At 72.0% G+C, this 20872-nt stretch carries 19 protein-coding genes, 1 tRNA gene and 5 pseudogenes; 16 read left to right on the top strand and 9 right to left on the bottom strand.

The window, feature by feature from the left end:
- The first annotated feature begins 6 nt into the window (after window positions 1-6).
- Window positions 7-999 carry a glycosyltransferase family 87 protein gene (locus BJF77_RS14980; RefSeq protein ID WP_083665192.1) on the top strand — a complete coding sequence of 331 codons (993 nt, stop codon included), beginning with the start codon at window positions 7-9 and terminating at the stop codon, window positions 997-999.
- 69 nt (window positions 1000-1068) lie between these two features.
- Here the strand turns inward: BJF77_RS14980 and BJF77_RS14975 are convergent, their stop codons facing one another.
- Complete coding sequence (locus BJF77_RS14975) at window positions 1069-1302, bottom strand: hypothetical protein (RefSeq protein ID WP_075872646.1); 234 nt, start codon at window positions 1300-1302, stop codon at window positions 1069-1071.
- Between the two features lie 379 nt (window positions 1303-1681).
- Between BJF77_RS14975 and BJF77_RS14970 the strand changes: the two genes are divergently transcribed.
- Window positions 1682-2272, top strand: a complete 591-nt coding sequence (locus tag BJF77_RS14970; RefSeq protein WP_075872645.1) for a thymidine kinase — start codon at window positions 1682-1684, stop codon at window positions 2270-2272.
- A 160-nt stretch (window positions 2273-2432) separates the two neighbouring features.
- Here the strand turns inward: BJF77_RS14970 and BJF77_RS14965 are convergent.
- A tRNA-Pro gene (locus tag BJF77_RS14965) sits at window positions 2433-2509 on the bottom strand.
- A gap of 272 nt (window positions 2510-2781) precedes the next feature.
- On the opposite strand from BJF77_RS14965, the gene BJF77_RS14960 reads away from it, so the two are divergent.
- The 10 genes and pseudogenes from BJF77_RS14960 (at window position 2782) to BJF77_RS14930 (ending at window position 11332) form a co-directional block, all read left to right on the top strand.
- Window positions 2782-3987 carry a M28 family peptidase gene (locus BJF77_RS14960; protein ID WP_075872644.1) on the top strand — a complete coding sequence of 402 codons (1206 nt, stop codon included), beginning with the start codon at window positions 2782-2784 and terminating at the stop codon, window positions 3985-3987.
- A 97-nt stretch (window positions 3988-4084) separates the two neighbouring features.
- Window positions 4085-4780: pseudogene (locus BJF77_RS22820) on the top strand (PA domain-containing protein); the annotation flags it as partial.
- A 169-nt stretch (window positions 4781-4949) separates the two neighbouring features.
- Window positions 4950-5740 (top strand): annotated as a pseudogene (locus BJF77_RS22815) (M20/M25/M40 family metallo-hydrolase).
- 277 nt (window positions 5741-6017) lie between these two features.
- Entirely contained in the window at window positions 6018-7460 is a 1443-nt protein-coding gene (locus tag BJF77_RS14950) for a M28 family peptidase (RefSeq protein WP_075872643.1), read from the top strand.
- 148 nt (window positions 7461-7608) lie between these two features.
- Window positions 7609-8631, top strand: a pseudogene (locus BJF77_RS22810) (M28 family peptidase); the annotation flags it as partial.
- Window positions 8538-8975: pseudogene (locus tag BJF77_RS21100) on the top strand (hypothetical protein); the annotation flags it as partial. The pseudogenes BJF77_RS22810 and BJF77_RS21100, both read left to right, overlap by 94 nt.
- Before the next feature lie 36 nt (window positions 8976-9011).
- Window positions 9012-9176, top strand: coding sequence for a hypothetical protein (locus BJF77_RS21980; protein WP_255396296.1), 165 nt, complete (start codon window positions 9012-9014; stop codon window positions 9174-9176).
- A gap of 169 nt (window positions 9177-9345) precedes the next feature.
- Window positions 9346-10080 carry an HAD family hydrolase gene (locus BJF77_RS14940; protein WP_083665191.1) on the top strand — a complete coding sequence of 245 codons (735 nt, stop codon included), beginning with the start codon at window positions 9346-9348 and terminating at the stop codon, window positions 10078-10080.
- Window positions 10081-10172: 92 nt separating this feature from the next.
- On the top strand, window positions 10173-10523 hold the full coding sequence (locus BJF77_RS20190; RefSeq protein ID WP_139318597.1) for a hypothetical protein: 351 nt from the start codon (window positions 10173-10175) through the stop codon (window positions 10521-10523).
- Between the two features lie 11 nt (window positions 10524-10534).
- Window positions 10535-11332 (top strand): HTTM domain-containing protein, encoded by a 798-nt coding sequence (locus BJF77_RS14930; RefSeq protein WP_158041278.1) that lies wholly within the window; start codon window positions 10535-10537, stop codon window positions 11330-11332.
- Between the two features lie 36 nt (window positions 11333-11368).
- Here BJF77_RS14930 and BJF77_RS14925 read toward each other — a convergent pair whose 3' ends face one another.
- The 3 genes from BJF77_RS14925 to BJF77_RS14915 are packed head-to-tail and all read right to left on the bottom strand — an operon-like array spanning window position 11369 to window position 13901.
- Window positions 11369-12256, bottom strand: a complete 888-nt coding sequence (locus BJF77_RS14925; RefSeq protein WP_255396290.1) for a cyclase family protein — start codon at window positions 12254-12256, stop codon at window positions 11369-11371.
- Window positions 12253-13479, bottom strand: a complete 1227-nt coding sequence (locus BJF77_RS14920) for a cytosine permease (protein ID WP_255396289.1) — start codon at window positions 13477-13479, stop codon at window positions 12253-12255. The genes BJF77_RS14925 and BJF77_RS14920 overlap by 4 nt, the downstream gene beginning before the upstream one ends.
- The gene (locus BJF77_RS14915) at window positions 13476-13901 is read right to left on the bottom strand and encodes a nuclear transport factor 2 family protein (protein ID WP_075872639.1); all 426 of its coding nucleotides are present in this window, start codon (window positions 13899-13901) and stop codon (window positions 13476-13478) included. Before BJF77_RS14915 ends, BJF77_RS14920 begins: the two co-directional genes overlap by 4 nt.
- A gap of 318 nt (window positions 13902-14219) precedes the next feature.
- On the opposite strand from BJF77_RS14915, the gene BJF77_RS14910 reads away from it, so the two are divergent.
- Both BJF77_RS14910 and BJF77_RS19645 read left to right on the top strand, forming a co-directional pair.
- Window positions 14220-14738 (top strand): HAD family hydrolase, encoded by a 519-nt coding sequence (locus tag BJF77_RS14910; protein WP_083665189.1) that lies wholly within the window; start codon window positions 14220-14222, stop codon window positions 14736-14738.
- The gene (locus BJF77_RS19645) at window positions 14738-14917 is read left to right on the top strand and encodes a hypothetical protein (protein ID WP_083665188.1); all 180 of its coding nucleotides are present in this window, start codon (window positions 14738-14740) and stop codon (window positions 14915-14917) included. Before BJF77_RS14910 ends, BJF77_RS19645 begins: the two co-directional genes overlap by 1 nt.
- On the opposite strand, the gene BJF77_RS14905 is transcribed toward BJF77_RS19645, so the two are convergent.
- The 4 genes and pseudogenes from BJF77_RS14905 to BJF77_RS14890 form a co-directional block, all read right to left on the bottom strand.
- Entirely contained in the window at window positions 14907-15914 is a 1008-nt protein-coding gene (locus BJF77_RS14905) for an NADP-dependent oxidoreductase (protein WP_075872638.1), read from the bottom strand. The genes BJF77_RS19645 and BJF77_RS14905 overlap by 11 nt on opposite strands.
- Before the next feature lie 59 nt (window positions 15915-15973).
- A complete protein-coding gene (locus BJF77_RS14900; RefSeq protein ID WP_062735092.1) occupies window positions 15974-16396 on the bottom strand; it encodes an organic hydroperoxide resistance protein in 423 nt (140 codons plus the stop codon).
- A 4-nt stretch (window positions 16397-16400) separates the two neighbouring features.
- The gene (locus BJF77_RS14895; protein ID WP_083665187.1) at window positions 16401-17003 is read right to left on the bottom strand and encodes a MarR family winged helix-turn-helix transcriptional regulator; all 603 of its coding nucleotides are present in this window, start codon (window positions 17001-17003) and stop codon (window positions 16401-16403) included.
- 55 nt (window positions 17004-17058) lie between these two features.
- Window positions 17059-19891: pseudogene (locus tag BJF77_RS14890) on the bottom strand (FAD-binding and (Fe-S)-binding domain-containing protein).
- A 184-nt stretch (window positions 19892-20075) separates the two neighbouring features.
- On the opposite strand from BJF77_RS14890, the gene BJF77_RS20865 reads away from it, so the two are divergent.
- Together BJF77_RS20865 and BJF77_RS14885 are read left to right on the top strand one after the other, a co-directional pair.
- Window positions 20076-20234, top strand: a complete 159-nt coding sequence (locus BJF77_RS20865; RefSeq protein WP_187347284.1) for a hypothetical protein — start codon at window positions 20076-20078, stop codon at window positions 20232-20234.
- Window positions 20231-20803 (top strand): alpha/beta hydrolase, encoded by a 573-nt coding sequence (locus tag BJF77_RS14885; RefSeq protein ID WP_075872637.1) that lies wholly within the window; start codon window positions 20231-20233, stop codon window positions 20801-20803. The genes BJF77_RS20865 and BJF77_RS14885 overlap by 4 nt, the downstream gene beginning before the upstream one ends.
- The last annotated feature ends 69 nt before the right edge of the window (window positions 20804-20872 follow it).

Genomic DNA, 20872 nt, shown 5'->3' with positions numbered 1-20872 from the left:
GGAGTCATGGTTACTTCCGAAGCTGATTCCCGATGGAACAGAATCATGATGCCTCCAAGGACTTCGAAAAAGCAGGACTGGCCGACGACTTCAGGGGTCCAATTTTCCAAGCAATTTCCTCTTTTTATGCGAATGGCACTGATGTTGGCTTGGATTATGGCTGCGCTGGTCGTGGGGAAAGTCATTTATACAGTATTCACGTATCCTGCGACCTATGGTCAGGATTCTCACGCATATTGGTTGGCTGCCCAAGGGGAACTTTCTTACAGCAGGCCTGCGGGAACATTGGATGCTTACCTGTACTCACCTGCGTTCCTATGGCTGATGAAGCCCTTGTCGTGGTTTCCATGGCCATGGTTCTTGGCGGTATGGACGGTTTTGCTCCTGCTGTTGGCGGCGTGGCTTGTGTGGCCCCTGCGCTGGCCTTGGGCAGTTCCCCTATTCATTTACTGTCTGCCCGAGATCCTGGTGAACAACATCTATCTGCTCCTCGCGGTGGCTGCGGTCTTGGGGATGCGCTGGCCCGGCGTATGGGCTTTTCCGATTCTCACCAAAGTCACCTTGGGTGTTGGCCTGCTGTGGTTTGTCGGACGAAGACAGTGGCGAAACTTCGTCATCGGTGCAGCGCTGACATTGGCCATCGTCGCGGTCGGTTATGTGGTGCACCCGCAAGAGTGGAAGGCCTGGTTCGAGTTCTTGATGTCGAACCGGGAGGGCACGAAGGACGGAATAGCGCTCTTCGCGTTTCGATGCTCTGTTGCGATTGCTCTGGTGTTCCTGGCAGCTCGCTTCCATCTGCCGTGGTTGGTGGCTCCTGCAATGCTCATCGCATCCCCTGTCTTGGTGTCCATCGTCCCGGTGGCCTTGTTGGCGGCCATACCCAGGCTGGCAATGAGTGGGAGCGGTAGCAACGCGGTGTCGTGGAGCCGCCGACGGCTCACTCGACTCCCGCGTGGCGTGCCCGTTCGGCCAACGATGAATGCGTCCACGGACCCGTAAGGACACCTTTTGCAGGGGTTGGGCCCCGGCGCCCTGTATGCGTCGGGGCTCTGCCGTCGTCTTCCTCGCTCAGGCGGCGCCGGACGCCCAGTGCACGGCGAAGCACGCCGTGGCCGCCATGGAGCACAGCCACACGGCGGCCTCCCGCGTCCACGGCACCTTCCGGGTCATCGCGGACGTGACGACGGCCCCGACGGCCAGGCCGATGCCCAGCCACAAGGACCACTCCGTGAACAGCTGCAGGACGGCGCCGAGCACACCGAAGCCGGCGTCGTCGAGGACGCGGTCGATCTTGAGATTCATGTGGACTCCCCCGGAGCAAGCGGACGTGGCCGGACGCTCCCAAGGCGCCCGCGACGAGGACGGTGCCCCGTCGGCCGCGGGGAGCGAGGATCAGCCGGTCCCCGCGCGGCCGGTGGGCGCGCTCGTCGACTCGGAGCCTAATCCATGCATTTGCGACATGGTCGGTGGGGAGCGTCGCTTCTTCCGGGGACAACAAGGGGCCTGGGCGTCGACCCCTGGGTGGTGCGGAGCGGTCCGCCTGCGCCCGGGGCCGGGTTCCGCGGACGTACAGTGTCCTGGAACCGTTCGAGCGCCCCCGCCTCGGACCTGCAGCACGCCTCCAGGAGACACCCCTCGTGAATGCCCTCATGTCCTCGCTACCGCACGGCCGCATCGCCTGATGGCCAAGCTCTACTTCCGCCACGGCGCGATGAACTCCGGCAAGTCCACGGTGCTGATCCAGGCCGCCCACAACTACGAGGAGCGGGACCAGACCGTCCTGGTGGCCAAGCCGGCGGTCGACTCCAAGGGCGCTGGGACCGTGGTCTCGCGGCTGGGGGAGTCGCGCACCGTCGACCTCCTGCTGGACCCGGAGGACCCGGTGCGCGAGCAGTTCCACGCCGCCGTAGACGAGCACGGGGCCGTGCACTGCCTGCTGGTGGACGAGGCGCAGTTCCTGACGCCGGCACAGGTGGACGACCTGCTGCGCATCGCCGTGCTCGACGGCGTCCCGGTGCTCGCCTACGGCCTGCGCACGGACTTCCGCACCGAGGCCTTCCCGGGCGCGGCCCGCCTGCTGGCCGTGGCGCACACGGTGGAGGAGCTGCGCACGATCTGCCGATGCGGGTCCAAGGCGATGTTCAACGCCCGGCGCGTCGGCGGGCAGTTCATCTTCGAGGGCGACCAGGTGGCCATCGACGGCGCGGCCGTCTCCTACGAGTCGCTGTGCGCGGCCTGCTACCTCGAGCGCTCCGGCGGCCGGCTGAGCTGAGGGCGCCGCCTGGTCCGGTCGGCGCGGGCACCGGGACACGGACGACCCCGCCCGAGCCGGTCCGGGGCCGGGCGATGTCCCGAGACCTTCCGCCGGCATGACAAAAGGCCCGAACCCACATCCGTGGGTTCGGGCCTTGCCGATGTCCTGGGACATCACATGGTCGGGATGACAGGATTTGAACCTGCGACCTCGTCGTCCCGAACGACGCGCGCTACCAAGCTGCGCCACATCCCGTGAAGCGTCCGGCCTCGGCCGGAAACAACTGCTCCATCATAGCCATCCCGTCCCGCGCGTGGGAAATCGAGTCCGTGCGGCCGTGTTGCACTGGGGAACATCGCCTTCCCGAAAGCATTGACCGGAGGTCCCGCACGTGCTTGCCTGAGCGCACAGCACCGTCGGTTCACGGGAGGACGTCAGGGGGACGGCCGATCCGGGCAGGCACGGCGCCATGTCGCGGGGGAGGGGCCGTGCGTCGACGAGCGTCCAGCAGGGGACTCCTCCCGGCCGTGCTGGGGGTGCTCCTCTCGCTCACGGCCGGTGCCCCGGCCGGGGCCCTTCCGGCAGGGCCCGACGGCGCCGCCTCGACCGAGGAGATCACCCGGGCCGTCACCGCCGAGCAGCTGGAGAGCCACCTGCGGGCCTTCCAGGACGCCGCGGACGCCCACGGCGGCGACCGCGCCACCGGCACCGCCGGCTACCGGGAGAGCGTCGACCACGTCGTCGAACGACTGCGCGCCGCCGGCTACGACCCCCGGGTGCAGGTGTTCACCGTCCCGTACGACGATAACCACGACCACGACCACGACCACGATGACGACGGCGAGGACACGGCCGCGGGCCCCCGTGTCACCTACAACGTCCTCGCGGACACCGCCACGGGCGACCCGGACAGCACCGTGGTGGTCGGCGCGCACCTGGACAGCGTGCCGGAGAGCCCGGGTCTCAACGACAACGGCTCCGGTGCCGCCGGCGTCCTCGCCATCGCCGAGGCCCTGGCCGGCACCGAGACGCAGAACAGGGTGCGCTTCGCCTGGTGGGGCGCGGAGGAGATCAACCTCAACGGCTCCGAGCACTACGTTTCCGACCTCCGGGCCAACGACCTCGCGGCGTTCGACGACATCGCGCTGTACCTGAACCTCGACATGATCGGCTCCCCGAACTATGGGCGCTTCCTCTACGACGGCGACTCGTCCTGGGGCGGATGGCACGACGGCTCGCCCGAGGCCCCGGCCGGATCGGACGCCATCGAGGTGGCGTTCGAGAGCTACTTCGAGTCCGTGGGGTTGGCCGCGGAGGAGGTGCCGATCGACGACGGCAGCGACCACCTCGTGTTCGCCGAGGCCGGCATCCCCGTGGGCGGGCTCTTCACCGGCGACTCGGGCGAGAAGACGCGGCAGCAGGTGGATCTGTACGGCGGCCGGGCCGGCACGGACTACGACCCCTGCTACCACGACGCCTGTGACGACCTGGGCAACGTCGACCTCCAGGTCCTGGAGGAGATGAGCGACGCCACGGCCGCGGTCGTCCTGGGCTTCGCGTCGTCCGAGATCGACGACGGAGCGACCCTCCGTCCCCCGGACGGTTGGCCCCGCCGCAGCGCGCTCGAGGAGCTCAGTCCGGTGCTCACGGGTCTCGTGGTCTGGGGTGCGGTCGTCGCGGCGGTTGCCGGGGTGGCCGTCGCCGTGCGGCGCCGCCACCGCGCGCACCGGTGAGTCCAAACCGACGAACCTGTGGGCCCATTTGTGGACAAAAGTCGTTGACGCACGAGTAACCCAGCTGTGAACATGTGCAAATCCGTGTCATCCCCCGATGACTGTGAACCGCGTCACGGCCGGGTCACCTCCCGGCCGCCGCTCACCTGGAGGTTCCATGCCCGTTCGCACGCCCAGCTCCTGGATCACGTCGGCCGCTCTGGCCGGCGCCCTGACGCTCACGGCCACCAGCGCCGTCGCGGCCCCCTCCCGCGACAACAGCAACAACAACACCACCCACAAGATCACCCAGGCGGTCTCCCAGCAGAAGCTCACGGAGCACCTGACCGCCTTCCAGTCCATCGCGGAGGCCAACGACGGCAACCGCGCCTCGGGCACCTCCGGCTACCGGGCCAGCGTCGACTACGTGGTCGAGCGGCTGCAGGCCGCCGGCTACACCCCGGAGGTCCAGGAGTTCACCTTCCCGTACTTCCAGGAGGTCAGCCCCGCCACGGTCAGCGCGGACGGCACGCAGCTCGCCGCGGAGGACGTCGCGGTGATGACCTACTCCGGCACGGGCACCGTCACCGCCCCGCTGCAGGCCGTGGACACCACCGGGGAGCGCGTGGGCAGCACCAGCGGGTGCGAGGCCGAGGACTTCGCCGACTTCCAGGCCGGCAGCGTGGCCCTCCTGCAGCGCGGCAGCTGCGCCTTCGCGGTCAAGGCCGCCAACGCGGAGGCGGCGGGCGCCTCCGCCGTGCTGATCTTCAACACGGGCCTGCCGAACGCCCAGGACACCGTGGCCGGCACCCTGGGCTCCCCGGAGGCCACCACCCTGCCGACCGTCGGACTCAGCTACCAGGCCGGCGTGGACCTGCTGGACGCCCAGGAGGTCACGGTCAGCACGGACACCGTCTCGGCGACCCGCACCACCTACAAACGTCCTCGCCGAGACCGGCACGGGCGACCCCGAGAACACGGTCATGGTGGGCGCCCACCTGGACAGCGTGCTCGAGGGCGCGGGCATCAGCGACAACGGCACCGGCTCGGCGGGCATCCTCGCCATCGCCGAGGCGATCGCCAAGACCAAGACCGAGAACAACGTGCGCTTCGCCTGGTGGGGCGCGGAGGAGCTCGGCCTGCTGGGCGCCGAGCACTACGTGACCGATCTGCGGGAGAACGACCCCGAGGCGTTCGAGGACATCGCGCTGTACCTCAACTTCGACATGATCGGCTCCCCGAACTACGGGCGCTTCGTCTACGACGGCAACGCCTCCACGTTCGACCCCGGTGACACCAACGTCCCCGAGGGCTCCGGCGCGATCGAGGCGGCGTTCCACGAGTACTTCGCCTCGGTGGGACTGGCCTCCGGCGACACCGAGTTCAGCGGCCGCAGCGACTACGGCCCTTCATCGAGGCCGGCGTCCCGTCCGGCGGCCTCTTCACGGGCGCCGAGGGCGTGAAGACCGAGGAGCAGGCCGAGCTGTTCGGCGGACAGGCCGGTGTCGCCTACGACTCCTGCTACCACTCCGTGTGCGACGACATCACCAACGTCAACCTCCAGGGCATGGAGGAGATGTCCGACGCCGCGGCGGCCGTGGTCCTGCGCTACGCGATGTCCACCCACGACGTCAACGGCGAGGGCGAGCCCTACAAGCAGAAGGGCAAGGGCGCCGTCGGCCACCCGAAGGGCAACGACCGCGGCCACGGCCCGCACTCCGAGCACGGCCACGGTCACGGCCACGGTCACGGTCACGACAAGGCGGCCGCCTGACCGGCACCGGACCCGACGACCGGCCCCGCCGGGACGCACCGCGCGTCCCGGCGGGGCCGTCCCGTTTCTCAACATGGCCGGGAACCTTGTCCCGGGCACCTCGACCTGGGACTCTGTGCACATCGCTCCATCCGCACCACGCTCCAGCCGTCACGGTGGAGCCGCCGCCACGGTCGAGCCCCCGATCGGCCTCTGCCCCGGGAGGCACCATGCACCACCGCACCCAGCACCGGACCGAGGCCGCCGCCGTGCGGCCGCCCGCGCCGGGGCGGTCACGATGAGCCCGCTCTCCGTCCCGCCGGGACAGGTCATGCGCCACCTCGAGGTGTTCCAGGCCGTCGCCCACGCCAACGACGGCAACCGCGCCTCGGGCACCCCCGGCTACCGGGGCAGCATGGACTACGTGCTGGGCCGGCTGCGGGCCGCCGGCTACGCCCCGCAGGTGCAGGACTTCTCGTTCCCGTTCTTCCGGGAGGTCCGGCCCGCCACGGTCGGCGCGGGCGGCACCCAGCTCGCCGCGGAGGACGTCGCCGTCATGACCTACTCCGGCTCCGGCGCCGTGACGGCACCGGTGCAGGCGGTGGACACCACCGGCGAGCCGGGCGCCGGCACCAGCGGGTGCGCCGCCGAGGACTTCGCCGGCTTCCCCGAGGGCGGCGTGGCCCTGCTGCAGCGGGGCGGCTGCTCCTTCGCGGACAAGGCCGCCGCCGCGCAGGCCGCCGGGGCCTCGGCCGTGCTGATCTTCAACACGGGCCTGCCCGGGGAGGAGGGCGTGGTCGCCGGCACCCTCGGCGCGCCGGGCGCGGTGACCGTCCCCGTGGTCGGCCTCAGCCACGCGGCCGGCCGTGCCCTGCTCGGGGTGGACGAGGTCACCGTCACCGTCGACGCCGTCTCGGAGCAGCGGGAGACCTCCAACGTCCTGGTCGAGACCGGCACGGGCGACCCCGAGCGCACGGTCATGGTCGGCGCCCACCTGGACAGCGTGCCCGAGGGCGCGGGGATCAACGACAACGGCTCCGGCTCCGCGGCGATCCTGGCCGTGGCCGAAGCGCTCGCCGGGACGGTGACCGAGAACCGGCTGCGCTTCGCCTGGTGGGGCGCGGAGGAGTTCGGCCTGCTCGGCTCCCGGCACTACGTGGCCGATCTCAAGGCCAACGACCCCGCCGCGCTGGCGGCCGTCGCGCTGTACCTGAACTTCGACATGATCGGCTCCCCGAACTACGGGCGCTTCGTCTACGACGGCGACGGCTCCGCGTTCGGCCCGGAGGTCTCCGCCGAGGCGCCCGAAGGCTCCGCCGCGATCGAGGCGGCCTTCCACGCGCACTTCGGCTCCGTGGGCCTGGCCTCGGGCGAGACCGAGTTCAGCGGCCGCAGCGACTACGGGCCCTTCATCGCGGAGGGCGTGCCCGCCGGCGGCCTGTTCACCGGCGCCGAGGGCATCAAGACGGCGGAGCAGGCCGCGCTGTTCGGCGGCCGCGCCGGCGTCGGATACGACTTCTGCTACCACGCGCAGTGCGACGACCTGAGCAACATCGACGTCCAGGGCCTCGAGGAGATGACCGACGCGGCCGCCGCCGTGATCCTGCGCTTCGCGACCTCCACCGGGGACGTCGAGGAGGTGGGCCGCCAGCTGCGGACGGCCGCCGCGCCCGCGCTGCCCGTCACCGTGGACCAGGGCCACGGCCCGAGCAACGCCGCGGAGGAGAAGCGGACCCGGTGAGGCCGGGGCTGCCTCCCGCGCCACAATCAGGCAGGTCATTGTGCCTCTGACCTGGGGCTGAGATGCTGTGCGCAGGTCTCCTCCGTTCGGTGGAGCCGACGCAGGACACGGTCGAGCCCCCGATCGGCCACTGGCCCCGGGAGGACCCATGCCGCACCGCACACACCGTCACCGGGCCGTGGCCGCCGCGCTGGCCGGCGCCGTGTCGCTCACCGCGCCGAGCGCCGTCGCCGCGCCGCCGGAGAACGGGGCGGGCATCGAGGTCTCCACGGACCAGGTCCTGGAGCACCTCGAGGTCCTCCAGGCCGTCGCGCACGCCAACGGCGGGACCCGCGCCTCGGGCACGCCCGGCTACCGGGGGAGCGTGGACTACGTGGTCGGCCGGCTGCGGGCCGCCGGCTACTCCCCGCGGGTCCAGGCCTTCGCCTTCCCGTTCTTCCAGGAGGTCGTCCCCACGACGGTCGCACGTCGGGGCCCCGACGGCGCGCCGGTGCTGCTGCCCGCGACGGAGACGGCCGTCATGGTCTACTCCGGTTCCGGCACGGTGACCGCTCCCGTCCAGGCCGTGGACACCACCGGCGCCCCGGGGGCGGGCAGCAGCGGGTGCGAGGCGGAGGACTTCGCCGGTTTCACGGCAGGGAACGTGGCGCTGCTCCAGCGCGGCACGTGCCCCTTCGGGGTGAAGGCGGCCAACGCGCAGGCCGCCGGCGCCTCGGCCGTGCTGATCTTCAACACCGGCCTGCCCGGCGAGGAGGGCGTGGTCGCCGGCACCCTCGGCGAGCCCGGGGCCGCCACCGTGCCCGTCGTCGGCCTCAGCTACGCGGCCGGGACCGCGCTGCTGGGCGGGGGCGAGGTGATCGTGTCGGCGCAGACCGTCTCCGAGACGAGGCAGAGCTTCAACGTCCTCGCCGAGACGGGCACGGGCGATCCCGGGAACACCGTGATGGTCGGCGCCCACCTGGACAGCGTCCCCGAGGGGGCGGGGATCAACGACAACGGCTCGGGCTCCGCGGGGATCCTGGCGATCGCAGAGGCTCTCGCGGGCACGGAGACCGCCAACACCGTGCGTTTCTCCTGGTGGGGCGCGGAGGAGTTCGGTCTTCGCGGGTCCCAGCACTACGTCGCGGACCTCAGGGCGAACGATCCGGGGGCGCTCGGGGACATCGCGCTGTACCTGAACTTCGACATGATCGGCTCCCCGAACTACGGACGCTTCGTCTACGACGGCGACCACTCCGCGTTCCCGCCCGTGCCGGGTCCCGCAGGTCCTGTGACGGCCCCGGAGGCTCCGCCGCGATCGAGGCGGCCTTCCACGAGCACTTCGGCTCCGCGGGCCTGGCCTCCGGCGAGACGGAGTTCAGCGGCCGCAGCGACTACGGGCCGTTCGTCGCCGAGGGCATCCCCTCCGGCGGCCTCTTCACGGGCGCCGAGGGGATCAAGACGGTCGAGCAGGCCGCGCTGTTCGGCGGCCGGGCCGGAGTCGCCTACGACTTCTGCTACCACGCCTCGTGCGACGACCTCGCCAACGTCGACCTCCGGGGCCTGGGCGAGATGACGGACGCGGCGGCCGCCGTGGTCTCGCGCTTCGCGGCCTCGACCGAGGAGGTCGACGGCGCCGGCGGTCGGCAGGAGACCCGCGAGCTCCCGCTCGGCCCGGCCACCGCGGACCAGGGCCAGGGCCCGCGCAGCGCCGTCGAGGAGCTACCGGCGCTGTGACCGGACAGGGCCGGGCTGCGGCCGCCCGGTGGCCGGTCCGCACGGCCGTGCTGTCCGCGGGGGCGTCCGGCGCGATCGCCAGTCCGCTCGGGGTGTCCGGGACGCGCGGAGCCCCGTGCGTGCGCCGCAGCCCGTTGCCCGCCCGGCCCCCGGGTGGAAGGGTGAGGCCATGACTGCTCCCCGGACCCCCGACTCCGCCCCCGACTCCGCCGCCGACTCCGCCGCGCCGGCCCGGCGCGGCGTCCTGTTCGACGTCGACGGCACCCTCATCGACTCCAGCTACCTGCACACCGTCGCCTGGTGGCACGCCTTCAACCAGGCCGGGCACGACGTGCCCATGCACCGCATCCACCGGCTCATCGGGATGGGCTCGGAGCAGCTGATCGACGAGCTGCTCCCCGCCGACCGGGACACCGACCAGGACGACGCCATCGGCGCCGCCCACGGCGCCCTCTTCTCCGTGCACTGGCCGGGCCTCAAGCCCACCCGCGGGGCCACGGAGCTGCTGCGCCGCTGCACCGATGCCGGCCTGGTGGTGGTGCTGGCGTCGTCGTCGAACGTCACCGAGGTCGCCGCCATGCGCGAGGCCCTGGGCTCCGACGACGTCCTCACCGCCGTGACCACCGCCACCGACGCCGAGCAGAGCAAGCCCGCCCCGGACATCTTCGCCGCGGCCCTGGAGGCCGGGGACCTGCGCCCGGAGCACGCGATCGTGGTGGGGGACGCCCGCTGGGACGTCGAGTCGGCGTGGAAGCTCGGACTCGACGCCGTGTGCGTGACCAGCGGCGGGATCAGCGAGACCGAGCTGCGGGAGGCGGGGGCCGTGGCCGTCTACGCGGATCCGCAGGCCCTGCTCGAGGACTTCGAGACCAGCCCGCTGGGCCGCCTCGCCGCCGGCGGCTGACGAAAAGAGCCCACAACCATTCCTCAGACGTCACAACGGCGACACGACGTTTACAATCGTGACTCAAGGTGGTTTCGTCTCATAATTCCCTTATGAATCGCGCCGAAAGATGGGGCATCCTGTTCAGCTCCGGTCCATGTGGTTATGTCGTCGGCGCCGTGATCGCGCTGCAAGTCACAGTGCCTGCCATCGCTCTCTTCCACGAACCGCCCGCGCGCTTCGGTTTCCAGATGTACTCGGCTCAAGGAGGCGCTGAGGTGACAGCGCTGGACCAGCGGGGAGTAGCCCTCGATATCGACTTGGGCAGCATGGTGGCAGGTTCGCTGCGTCCGGAGCTGAATTGGATGCAGGCGCTACCCGACCGGATCTGTCAACAAACCCCGGAAGCCATGCAGGTGATCGTGGAGCAGGACGAGCGCAAGAGCACCGTGTTATGCGACTGATGGACGTTCGCGTGAAACCGGAGCCCATAGCGATGGTCCGCATCTGCCTCGGGATTGTCACTGCGATTAACTCACTCGAAATTCACGGGCTGCTGACCAAAATTGCCAGCGGCAAGATACGTCTGCCAGTCCACGGCATTTTGCCGGCGCCGACTCAACCTTTTATTGATGCCTATCTCGTGATTGCCCTGGTGTCAGCGTTCGCCGTCGTGGTCGGTTGGTGCACGGTGCCAGCCGCGTCAATTCTCACGGTTCTCAATGTGGGCGTTCTCTTTTGGGACCAGCAGACGTACAGCAGTCATCGACTGCTCATGACGCTTCTGATGGCCTTCCTCATTTTTGCGCAGTCGGACGCAGCCTGGTCTCTGTCCCGCCGTCACGGCGAGGTACCGTGGTGGCCGCAACTACTCATGATGACTCAACTTTCCGTCTGCTACTTTTTCGCGGCAGTCAGTAAAATTAGCGTGGTGTTCTTGTCGGGAGTGCCGTTATCTATCTGGGTGTGGGCACCATTGCCTTGGTGGGTTTTCACGCTGTTGGCGGTTGCCACCGTGGCTGTCGAACTTTATCTTGCCGTCGGTCTATGGGTTCGATCAACTCGGGTGAAGGCGGCCGTTCTGGGATTTGCACTACATCTCGGGATCGTAGTACTTATGCGCGAAGAAACGGTTCCACTGATTGCCTTTGCGGTGACGTGCCTTGGGCTCTACTGGCTTTTCCTGTCTCGGCCGACCATTGGGACAGCACCTTTGGCCGCTGTAAGAGCTTCGGGCTTAGGCGCGATTAGTCCTCAGGCGTCGGACTCATGAGTGACGAGCCGACCCGCTCTACATGTCGAAGCTGGACTAAATCTCCGGCCACATCGCCACCGCCCGCACCGGGGAGCCGTCCAGCCCGGCCAGGCGCAGCGGCAGGGCCGCGAACACGGCCCCGGGGCGGTCCACGGCCGCCAGCCCGGTGAGGTTCTCCACGATCGCCCCGCCCGCCCCGAGCACCACCTCGTGCACGGGCAGCGCCACCGGGTCGGTCGCGTCCGCGGTGGGCGTGGGGTCCGGGTTGAGGGTGTCCACCCCGAGGGTGCGCACCCCGGCCGCGACCAGGCGGCGGGCGATCTCCGGATCCAGGACCGGGTGCTCGAGGTAGCGGTCGGTGCCGAAGTGCGCCGACCAGCCGGTGCGGAAGAGCACGATCGTCCCCGGCGCGAGCCGCTCGAGCTGTCCGGCCACGTCCGCCCAGCGGACCACCCGGCCGGGGGCGCAGCCCGGGACGTCGACGACGCGGGCCGGGCCCACGAGCGAGGACAGCTCCAGGGCGTCGACGTCGGCGCCGCCCTCCACCGTGTGCGAAGGGGCGTCCACGTGCGTGCCGGAGTGGGTGCCGAGGTGCAGCTCCGCGACGCGGAAGCCGTCCTGGGCCACGGTCGCCGCGGTGCGCGTGCGCACGTGCGGATCTCCCGGGAAGACCTGCATCCCGGTGCGCACCGGGTGGCTCAGGTCAACGACGCGCACCGGTGGCCTCCGGCTCGGTGTCGCCCCCGGGGGCGCTGTCGGCCAGGTGCTGCGAGACGGGCCGGTCCGTGCGGATCCGGCGGCCGCCGCGGCCCACGCGAGGTAGAGCACGAAGGAGATCACGAACGTGGGGATGGTCGCCCCCACGGGGCTGGCCAGCACGTAGGTGAGCAGCAGCGAGAAGACCGCGCCCAGGGCCCAGGTCAGCACGGCGGCCGGGTTCACCCCGCCGCGGTACCAGTACTTCCCGCCGCGACCGCGCAGGATGTCGGCGTCGTAGGAGCCTTGTGGACCACGTAGTAGTCCGCCAGCATCACCGCGAAGACGGGCACGAAGAGCGCCCCGATGACGGTGAGGAACGCGGTGAACTGGTCCAGCAGGCCCAGCCAGGTGGCGCCCACCACGGAGATCGCACCGAGCACCAGCGCGGTGGGCAGGAACCGGATCCGCGAGGACGGGACCATGTTCACCACCGAGGAGACCATGCCGTAGACGACCATCGTGTTGGTGGCCATCACGGACAGGAACACGACCACGGCCAGCGGGGCGCCGAACGCCTCGACGATCACGGTGGGGTCGAACGGGACGGCCTCGCCGCCCTCGAGGACCACCCAGGCGATCGCGGTGGCGCCCAGGGTCATGGCGAGAGTGGTGGACAGCGTGTAGCCGACCGCCGAGCCGACCACGCCGGCGGCCTGGGTCCGGGCCAGACGGTTGAACTCGGCGGAGAGCACCGTCCAGGAGATCGCGGTGGCGATCACCACGTCCAGCACCGACACGGAGGTCCAGCCGGCGGCCGGGTCCGCGGACAGTGCCAGGAAGTCCCCGACCGGGTGGGTCGTGAACGCGACGACGAAGATCCACGCCATGATCGCCAGGATCACCAGGGCCAGCCACGGCTCGACCCGGGCGATGCCGGAGTGGCCGAAGATGGCCAGGCCCACCACCACGAGCTGGGCCAGCACGGAGAACAGCACGGGGCTGGAGAAGCCGGTGGCCTGGGCCACCACGTGGTTGACCGTGACACCGGCGAGCATCGCCTGCACCCAGCTCCAGCCCATCAGCACCACCACGTTGGCCGCGACCGGCAGGAACGAGCCGCGCAGCCCGAACGCGCCCTTGGTCAGCGCCATGGTGGGCAGGCCGGTGCGGGTGCCCATGTTGCCCACCAGCACCAGCACGGCCCCGCCCAGCAGGGTGCCCAGCAGGATCAGGCCCAGGGCCGTGGCCCAGGGGACACCGGGCACGAAGAGGGTGCCGGTGAGCAGGGTGGTGACCACGAGGTTCGCCGCGAGCCAGATCATGGTGATCCGCCCGGTGGGCAGCGTGCCGCGCAGGGGCCCGTAGCCGTCGGTGTTCTCGTCGAGGTGGTTCGACAGACGGGCCCAGGGGGAGGCGGAGGACCGGGTGCCGGGGGCGCGGTCGGTGGGTGCGGGGTGGGAGCTCATCGGCCCTCCTGGGCGCTGGTGGTGGGCAGGACGGCGGGGGAGAGGTGCTCGTGGACGGCGAGGAGCGCCCCGGAGTCCCGGCGGGCGAAGACGACGGTCTCCCGCTCGTGCGTGGTCTCCGGGCCGTCCGGGGTGCGGACCGTGGTGCGGACGTCGTGGGTGAAGACCCCCACGGAGCCCAGCACCTGGACCCGGGCGGCGGTGCTGCGGCACTCGAGCACCCGCCACCCGGCGTCCAGCCACGAGCGCCACAGCGCCTCGTAGGCCGCGCGGTCCTCCAGCCGGTGGGGCTCCGTGTGGAAGACGAACGTGGCGTCCTCGGCGAAGGCCGCGAAGTACGCCTCCGTGTCGGTGGCGGCGAACGCCGCGACGAGCGCGCCGGCGGCTCGGACGACGTCGTCCTCGGTCAGGGCAGCTGGCATGGTCCGCGCTCCGCATCGTCGTGCTGGGACATCCCGGCGGATCTCGTGGCGGGAGCTCCTGCTGGCGTGTCGTGGTGGAACCGGGGACCCCCGCCTGGCGGCGGGGTCCCCGGGGGCTCTCGGGGTTGATGCCCAGGGGGCAACAAATGTTGCCCTAGTTTGTTGTGATGACCACCACTCTGTCAACCGGTTCATGACGCGCACTCCACGGCGGGACCACGGGGGCGCCCGTATCCTGTGGGCACCACGGCCACCACGGGCAGCACGGGCTCCGCAGGGGAGCGCCACCGGGGAGTGCCGCAGGGCGAGGGGGCAGGCATGACCGCCGACCAGAGACCGGTCCTCGTGTTCGACATCAACGAGACGCTCTCCGACACCGGCCCGCTGCACGGTGTCTTCGAGGAGCTGGGGCTGCCCGGCCCGCTCGCGCAGACCTGGCTGAGCGGGGTGCTGCGGGAGGGCTTCGCGCTGGCCGTGCACGGCGAGTCGCAGCCCTTCGCGGTCCTGGGCGAGGCCGTCGCCCGCTCCCTGTTCGCCGTCCACGCCCCGGACCGGGAGGTGGAGGAGGCCGTGCGCCACGTCCGGGAGGGGATGCAGCGCCTGCCCGTGCACCCGGACGTGGCCCCCGGCATCGCGACCCTGGCCGAGGCGGGCTTCCGGATCGTGGCCCTCACCAACGGCTCCGAGGCCACCGCGGAGGGCCTGCTCGAGCGCGGAGGAGTGCGCCAGCACTTCGAGCACGTCCTCTCCGCCGACGACGCCCCGTGCTGGAAGCCCGCCCCGGAGGCCTACGCCTGGGCGAGCGGCGTCTGGGGCCTGCCGCTGGAGCGTGCCTGATGATCGCGGCGAGCCCCTGGGACCTGCACGGCGCAGCCCGGGCCGGGATGCGCACCGCGTGGACGGACCGGCACGGCGCGCCGTGGCCGGGATACGCGCGCACCCCGGACCTCAGGGTGTCCGGGGTGCGCGAGCTCGCCGCACGGCTGTGCGGCGACGCCGTGGGTCTCAGAGCCTGACCACCATCTTGCCGGTGTTCGCACCGGCGAGCAGGTCGATGAACGCCCGCGGGGCGTTCTCGAGGCCCTCCCGCACGGTCTGGTCCCAGGCGATCTCCCCGGAGGCCAGCCAGCCGGCCATCCGCTCGCGGAACTCCGGGGCCATGTCCTGCCAGCCGCCGACCAGGAAGCCCTGCAGGCTCAGCATCTTGCCGATCGCCAGCGCCAGGTTGCGCGGCGCCGCCGGCGGCTCGGTGGCGTTGTACTGCGAGATCGCCCCGCACAGGCACACCCGGCCCCGGGTGTTCAGCACGGAGATCGCCGCCTCGAGGTGCTCGCCGCCCACGTTGTCGAAGTAGACGTCGATGCCCTCGGGCGCCGCCTCGCGCAGCCGGTCGAGCACGGGGCCGTCGTGGTAGTCGAACGCGGCGTCGAAGCCGAGCTCCAGCAGCCGCTGCACCTTCTCCGGGGAGCCGGCGCTGCCGATCACGCGGGCGGCGCCGCTGAGCCGGGCGATCTGCCCGACCAGCGAGCCCACGGCCCCGGCGGCGCCGGAGACGAACACCGTGTCCCCGGGCTGGAACCGCGCGGCGCCCATGAGGCCCGCGTACGCGGTGAGACCGGGCATCCCGAGCACGCCCAGGTAGGCGGACTCCGGGGCCAGCTCCGGGTCCACCACGGTGACGGCCCCGGCGTCCAGCAGGGCGTGCTCGCGCCAGCCGGCGCCGTGCAGCACGGTGGCCCCCACCGCCAGCTCCGGGGCGTCCGAGGCGATGACCTCGCCCACGGCCCCGCCGTCGAGGGGCTGGTCCACCTGGAACGGCGGGACGTAGGACTTCACGTCGTTCATCCGTCCGCGCATGTACGGGTCCACGGACATCCAGCGGTTGGCGACCAGGACCTGGCCGGGGCCGGGCGCGGGCAGCTCGGTCTCCTCGAGCCGGAAGTTCTCCGGCACGGGGGCGCCCTGCGGGCGGGAGGCCAGGGTGATCCGGCGGGTGCGGGTGGGCTGCGTCATTCGGTGCTCCATCGTCGATCGGTCGGTGGGGTGCGGGGCCGCGTCAGGGCCGGTGCGGGTCAGTCCTGGGCGACGTCGACGACGACGTCGATGTTGCCGCGCGTGGCGTTGGAGTACGGGCAGACCTGGTGCGCCTTCTCGGCCAGCGCCCGGGCCGTCTCCTCGTCGAGGTCCGGCAGGACGACCTCGAGGGCGACCTGCAGGGCGAAGCCGCCCTGGCCGTCGGCGCCGATGCCCACCCGGGCCCCGACGCTGGAGTCGCCCAGGTCGACCTTCTGCTGCCGGGCGACGAGCTGGAGCGCGGAGTGGAAGCACGCGGCGTACCCGGCGGCGAAGAGCTGCTCGGGGTTCGTGCCGTCGCCGGAGCCGCCCATCTCCTGCGGGACGGCCAGGCCCAGGTCGATCCGGCCGTCGCTGGTGCGGGTGCGGCCGTTGCGGCCGGCGCCGGTGGCGAGGGCTTCGGCGGTGTAGACGGTCTGCATGGGTTTACTCCTCGGTGGGGTGCTGATCGGGGTGCTGGGTAGGGTGCCGGGCGGTCCGCTCGCTGGTGTGCTGGGTGGCGAGCGGAGTGGACGGGGCCGGGACGACCCCGGGCACAGGGGAGTCCGGGGTGGTGGCCCGGGGGCCTGCGGCTCCTGGCTCGGCGGCCCCTGACGCGGCGGCTCCGGGGTCGGCCGCGCCGATCCGCCGGGCCAGCCGGCGCAGGGTGGCCATCTCCTCCGGGGTGAGCCCGGAGGCCTCCAGGACGCGGCGCTGCACGTCCGGGGCGCGCTCGCGCAGCCGGTCGCCGGCCGCGGTGAGGTGCACGGTGACGCGGCGCTCGTCCGCACGGCCCCGGCGGCGCTCCAGCAGCCCGCCGGTCTCCATCCGCTTCAGCAGCGGGGAGAGCGTGCCGCTGTCCAGGCGCAGGCGGGAGCCCAGTTCGGTGACGGTCTGCCCGTCCTGCTCCCACAGCGCCAGCAGCGCCAGGTACTGCGGATAGGTCAGCCCGAGCTCCGCCAGCGGCTCGCGGTAGGCCGCGGTCGTGGCCCGGGAGGCCGCGTAGAGCGCGAAGCACAGCTGCGCGTCGAGCCGGAGGTCTGCATCCATGCCCTCATGGTTGCACGCAACTCAATTGCGCACAACCTAACGCGGGCGGGCCGGTTCAGCGGGTCGCCGCCTCCAGGTGCTCCAGGACGTGCCGGTAGGCGTGCCCGGTGGCCTCCGTCATGCCCTGCTCGCACGTGCGGTTCAGGGAGGCGTAGGCGTCGAAGCGGCGCTGGTTGACCTCCCGCGCCTCGGCCGCCGTGGCCGAGGCGGTGAACTCCGGGTGCAGCATGCCGCGGTCCCCGGCGTAGGCGCAGCAGCCCCAGGCCTTCGGCACGACCACGTCCTCGCTGATCGCCCGCGCGATCGTCTCGAAGGCCCCGGTGACGCCCAGGTGCACGCTGGAGCAGGTGGGGTGCAGCGCCATGGAGCCCACGGGCCGGGTCACCCGCAGCCTCCCCAGCACCCGGTCGGCGACGAACTCCACCGCGTCCACGAACCGCAGGGCGTGGTACTCGCTCGAGGCCGCCGCGAGCTCCGCCATGGTCTCCAGGCCCTCGGTGCAGGACGCGGCGTCGCAGACCACCGGCAGCGCGCCCTGCCCGGAGGCCTCCCACAGCGCGGCGAGGGTGCGCTGCGACATCGTGGCCCAGCCGCTGGGCAGGCCCTTCGACTTCCACGGCGTGCCGCAGCACAGGCTGCCGATGCCCTCCGGGACGGTGACGCGCACTCCCGCGCGGTCGCACAGCGCCAGGAAGGCCTGGGACGCCGTCGGGCCCTCGCCGTCCGAGGCCCGAACATGGTGTTGATGCACGCGGGGAAGAACACCGCCTCCGCGCCCGCGTCCTGCCGGCGCGGCCGGGCGGGGCCGCCCGCGGGCAGCTCGTCCTTGTACTGCGGGACGTGCTCGGCGCCGAGCACCGCCCGGGCCGCGGCGGTCGCGGCGGCCGGCAGCGCGGTGGGCAGGGCCTTCGCGGCGGTCAGGCCGAGCCCCGCCCCCGTCGTCGTCGCGCCCCAGGCCCTCGCGGCGGCGCCCCAGCCGGCGTCCGCCACCCGGCTGTGGTTCTCCGCCCGCAGCCGGCGCACCAGGTCACCCGTGTTGATCAGCACCGGGCAGGCGGTCACGCACATCCCGTCCACCGCGCACGTCTGCAGGCCCTCGTAGTCGTACTCCGCGCGCAGCCGCGCGGCGAGCGCCGCGTCCCCGCGCTCCTCGGCGGCGGCGATCTCCCGCCGGCCCACGATCCGCTGGCGCGGGGTGAGGGTGATGTCCTTGGACGGGCACACCGGCTCGCAGTAGCCGCACTCCACGCACCGGTCCACCTCCTGCTCCACCGTGGGCGCGGTCTTGAGGTCGCGCACGTACACCGCGGGGTCCTCGTTGAGGAGCACCCCGGGGTTGAGCAGCCCCGCCGGGTCCACCAGCCGCTTGAGCTCGACCATCACGTCGTAGAGCTCGTCGCCGTACTGGCGGCGCACGAACGGGGCCATGTTGCGCCCGGTCCCGTGCTCGGCCTTGAGGGACCCCCGGTGGTCCAGGACGAGGGCGACCATGTCCTGGGTGAAGCGCTCGTAGCGGGCCAGCAGGTCCGGGCGGTCGAACTGCTCGTTGAGCATGAAGTGGACGTTGCCGTCCTTGGCGTGACCGAAGATCACCGAGTCCCGGTAGCCGTGGGCGTCGAAGAGCGCGGTGAGCTGCTCGCACGTCTCGCCCAGCTCGGGCACGGGGACCACGACGTCCTCCAGCAGCGCGTTGGACCCGCTCGGCCGGTTGCCCGCCACCGTGGTGTAGAGGCCCTTGCGCACCGTCCACAGGGCGGCCCGGGCCGTGGGGTCGTCGGTCAGGGCGGCCGGCGCGGCCAGGTCCAGGGAGCGGAACAGCCCGGCGGCCGCCGCGGAGAGCTCCCGCTCCTCCTCCGGGGTGGCGCCTGGTACTCCACGAGCAGCGCCGCGTGCTCGTCCACGGCCACGTCCATGATCTGCGCCGGCGCCAGGCCCGTGCGCTGGGAGACCTTCAGGGACGTGGCGTCCAGCAGCTCCACGGTGGCCGAGTGCGTTCCCACGAGGGCGGGGACCGTGCGGGTGGCCGAGGCCAGGTCCGGGAACACCAGCAGCCCGGTCGAGGCGAACGGCAGGATCGGCACCGTGCGGAAGACCGCCCGCGCCACGAACCCCAGCGTGCCCTCGCTGCCGATCAGCAGGTGCTCCAGGATCCGGACCGGCTCGTCGTGGTCCAGGAACGAGTTGAGGCCGTAGCCCATGGTGTTCTTCATCGAGAACTGCTGCTCGATCGTGCGCACCGACGCCGGGTCGGCCCGGACCCGCTCGCGCAGCCGCAGCAGCCCCGCGTGCAGCGCGGGCTCCAGCGCCCGCAGGCGGGCGTCCGCGTCCGGTGCGGCGGTGTCCACGGTGGTCCCGGAGGGCAGCACGACCACCATGGACTCGAGCGTGCGGTACGTGTTGGCCCGGGTCCCGCAGGCCATGCCGGAGGAGTTGTTCGCCACTACGCCGCCGATCGTGCACGCCGCCTCGCTGGCCGGGTCCGGGCCCAGCTTGTGCCCGTAGGGAGCCAGCCGGGCGTTGACCTGGCGCACCGTGGCCCCCGGCTGCACCCGCACGCGCCGGCCGCCGTCGAGCACCTCGACGTCCCGGAAGTTCCGGCGCACGTCCACGAGCACCTGGTCGGTCACCGCCTGCCCGGACAGGGACGTGCCGCCGGAGCGGAAGGTCAGACCCAGCCCGTGCCGCGACACCGTCCGGAAGAGGTTGCCCATGTCCGCGGCCGAGCGGGGGCGGACCACCGCGGCCGGCTGCAGCAGGTAGTGCGAGGCGTCGTGGGCCAGTGCGCGGTGCTCGAGCTCCGAGTCCACGACCGCGTCCCGGCCGCACCAGGTCCGCAGGTCCTCCAGCAGTGCCCCGGTGGCGACGGGGCGGTGGTCGGCGACGGTCATGGGGGTCCTCCGGGGGTCGGGGCAGCCGGTGTGGCACGTGCCACAGCCCATGGTAGGACCACAGGGGCGGTGGCGGGCATCCGCATCGGGCCGTTGCGCGCGGGCGGTTGTGACCGGCGCCGATTTGCGGGAAGCTCGCCCCACGGGCACCCGGGCCCGCGACCCGACCCTGGAGGAGACGACCATGGACCCCATCTGCCCGTCCTGCGGAGGACCGCTGCGCCAGATCCCCGAGGACCAGTGGCCCGAGGGCGGACCGGTGCCCGACGGCACCGAGGAGATGTACCTCTGCGAGCGCTCCAACCACCGGATCATCGTGGCCGTGCCCGAGATCTCCGGATGACCGCTCCGGGCCCGGCGGTGCGCACCGTCGTGGTGGTGCACGGCTACGACGCCGCCCCCGACCAGCACTGGTTCCCGTGGCTGCGGGCGGCGCTGGCCGCCGACGGCGTGCGCGCCGAGGTCCTGGAGCTGCCCGAGCCCTCCGCGCCGGAACCCGCGGCGTGGCAGGCCGCCGTGGCGCGGGCGGTGGGGGAGCCCGACGAGCACGTCCACCTGGTCGGCCACAGCCTGGGCTGCATCACGATCCTGCGCCACCTCGCCGGCCTGCCGCAGCCCTGGGCGCTGGGCGGACTCGTGCTCGTGGCCGGCTTCACCGGCCCGCTCGAGAGCGAGCCGTCCCTCGACGCGTTCCTCGCCGAGGACGTGGACGTCGCCGCGGTGCGCGCCAACGTGCGGCGCCGGCTGGTGCTCCGCTCCGACGACGACCCCACGGTGCCGCCGGCCGCGACCGACGCCCTCGCGGCGCGGCTGGACGCCGAGCTGCAGGTGGTGCCCGGGGCCGGGCACTTCCGCGGCCGGGACGGGATCACGCGGCTGCCCGCCGTCCTGGACGCCCTCGCGCCGCGCTGAGCGCGCGCCCGCCGTGGCGGGCCGGACGGGGAGTCCCGGCCGGCAACGCCCGGCAGGCGAAAGACGGCA

The sequence above is a fragment of the Kocuria sp. CNJ-770 genome, from assembly GCF_001942375.1.
In the GTDB taxonomy this organism is placed as follows: Bacteria; Actinomycetota; Actinomycetes; order Actinomycetales; family Micrococcaceae; genus Kocuria; species Kocuria oceani.
This window is presented reverse-complemented; position numbering and strand designations above follow the sequence as displayed.

Excerpts from the sequence above, each read along its gene's own strand:
- BJF77_RS14950 (WP_075872643.1), top strand. The coding sequence starts at position 6,018 with ATGAGCCCGCTCTCCGTCCCGCCGGGACAGGTCATGCGCCACCTCGAG.
- BJF77_RS14885 (WP_075872637.1), top strand. The coding sequence starts at position 20,231 with ATGACCGCTCCGGGCCCGGCGGTGCGCACCGTCGTGGTGGTGCACGGC.
- BJF77_RS19645 (WP_083665188.1), top strand. The coding sequence starts at position 14,738 with ATGATCGCGGCGAGCCCCTGGGACCTGCACGGCGCAGCCCGGGCCGGG.
- BJF77_RS14970 (WP_075872645.1), top strand. The coding sequence starts at position 1,682 with ATGGCCAAGCTCTACTTCCGCCACGGCGCGATGAACTCCGGCAAGTCC.
- BJF77_RS20190 (WP_139318597.1), top strand. The coding sequence starts at position 10,173 with ATGAATCGCGCCGAAAGATGGGGCATCCTGTTCAGCTCCGGTCCATGT.
- BJF77_RS20865 (WP_187347284.1), top strand. The coding sequence starts at position 20,076 with ATGGACCCCATCTGCCCGTCCTGCGGAGGACCGCTGCGCCAGATCCCC.
- BJF77_RS14975 (WP_075872646.1), bottom strand. The coding sequence starts at position 1,302 with ATGAATCTCAAGATCGACCGCGTCCTCGACGACGCCGGCTTCGGTGTG.
- BJF77_RS14920 (WP_255396289.1), bottom strand. The coding sequence starts at position 13,479 with ATGAGCTCCCACCCCGCACCCACCGACCGCGCCCCCGGCACCCGGTCC.
- BJF77_RS14980 (WP_083665192.1), top strand. The coding sequence starts at position 7 with ATGGTTACTTCCGAAGCTGATTCCCGATGGAACAGAATCATGATGCCT.
- BJF77_RS14895 (WP_083665187.1), bottom strand. The coding sequence starts at position 17,003 with ATGGATGCAGACCTCCGGCTCGACGCGCAGCTGTGCTTCGCGCTCTAC.
- BJF77_RS14900 (WP_062735092.1), bottom strand. The coding sequence starts at position 16,396 with ATGCAGACCGTCTACACCGCCGAAGCCCTCGCCACCGGCGCCGGCCGC.
- BJF77_RS14915 (WP_075872639.1), bottom strand. The coding sequence starts at position 13,901 with ATGCCAGCTGCCCTGACCGAGGACGACGTCGTCCGAGCCGCCGGCGCG.
- BJF77_RS14940 (WP_083665191.1), top strand. The coding sequence starts at position 9,346 with ATGACTGCTCCCCGGACCCCCGACTCCGCCCCCGACTCCGCCGCCGAC.
- BJF77_RS14905 (WP_075872638.1), bottom strand. The coding sequence starts at position 15,914 with ATGACGCAGCCCACCCGCACCCGCCGGATCACCCTGGCCTCCCGCCCG.
- BJF77_RS14910 (WP_083665189.1), top strand. The coding sequence starts at position 14,220 with ATGACCGCCGACCAGAGACCGGTCCTCGTGTTCGACATCAACGAGACG.
- BJF77_RS21980 (WP_255396296.1), top strand. The coding sequence starts at position 9,012 with ATGACGGACGCGGCGGCCGCCGTGGTCTCGCGCTTCGCGGCCTCGACC.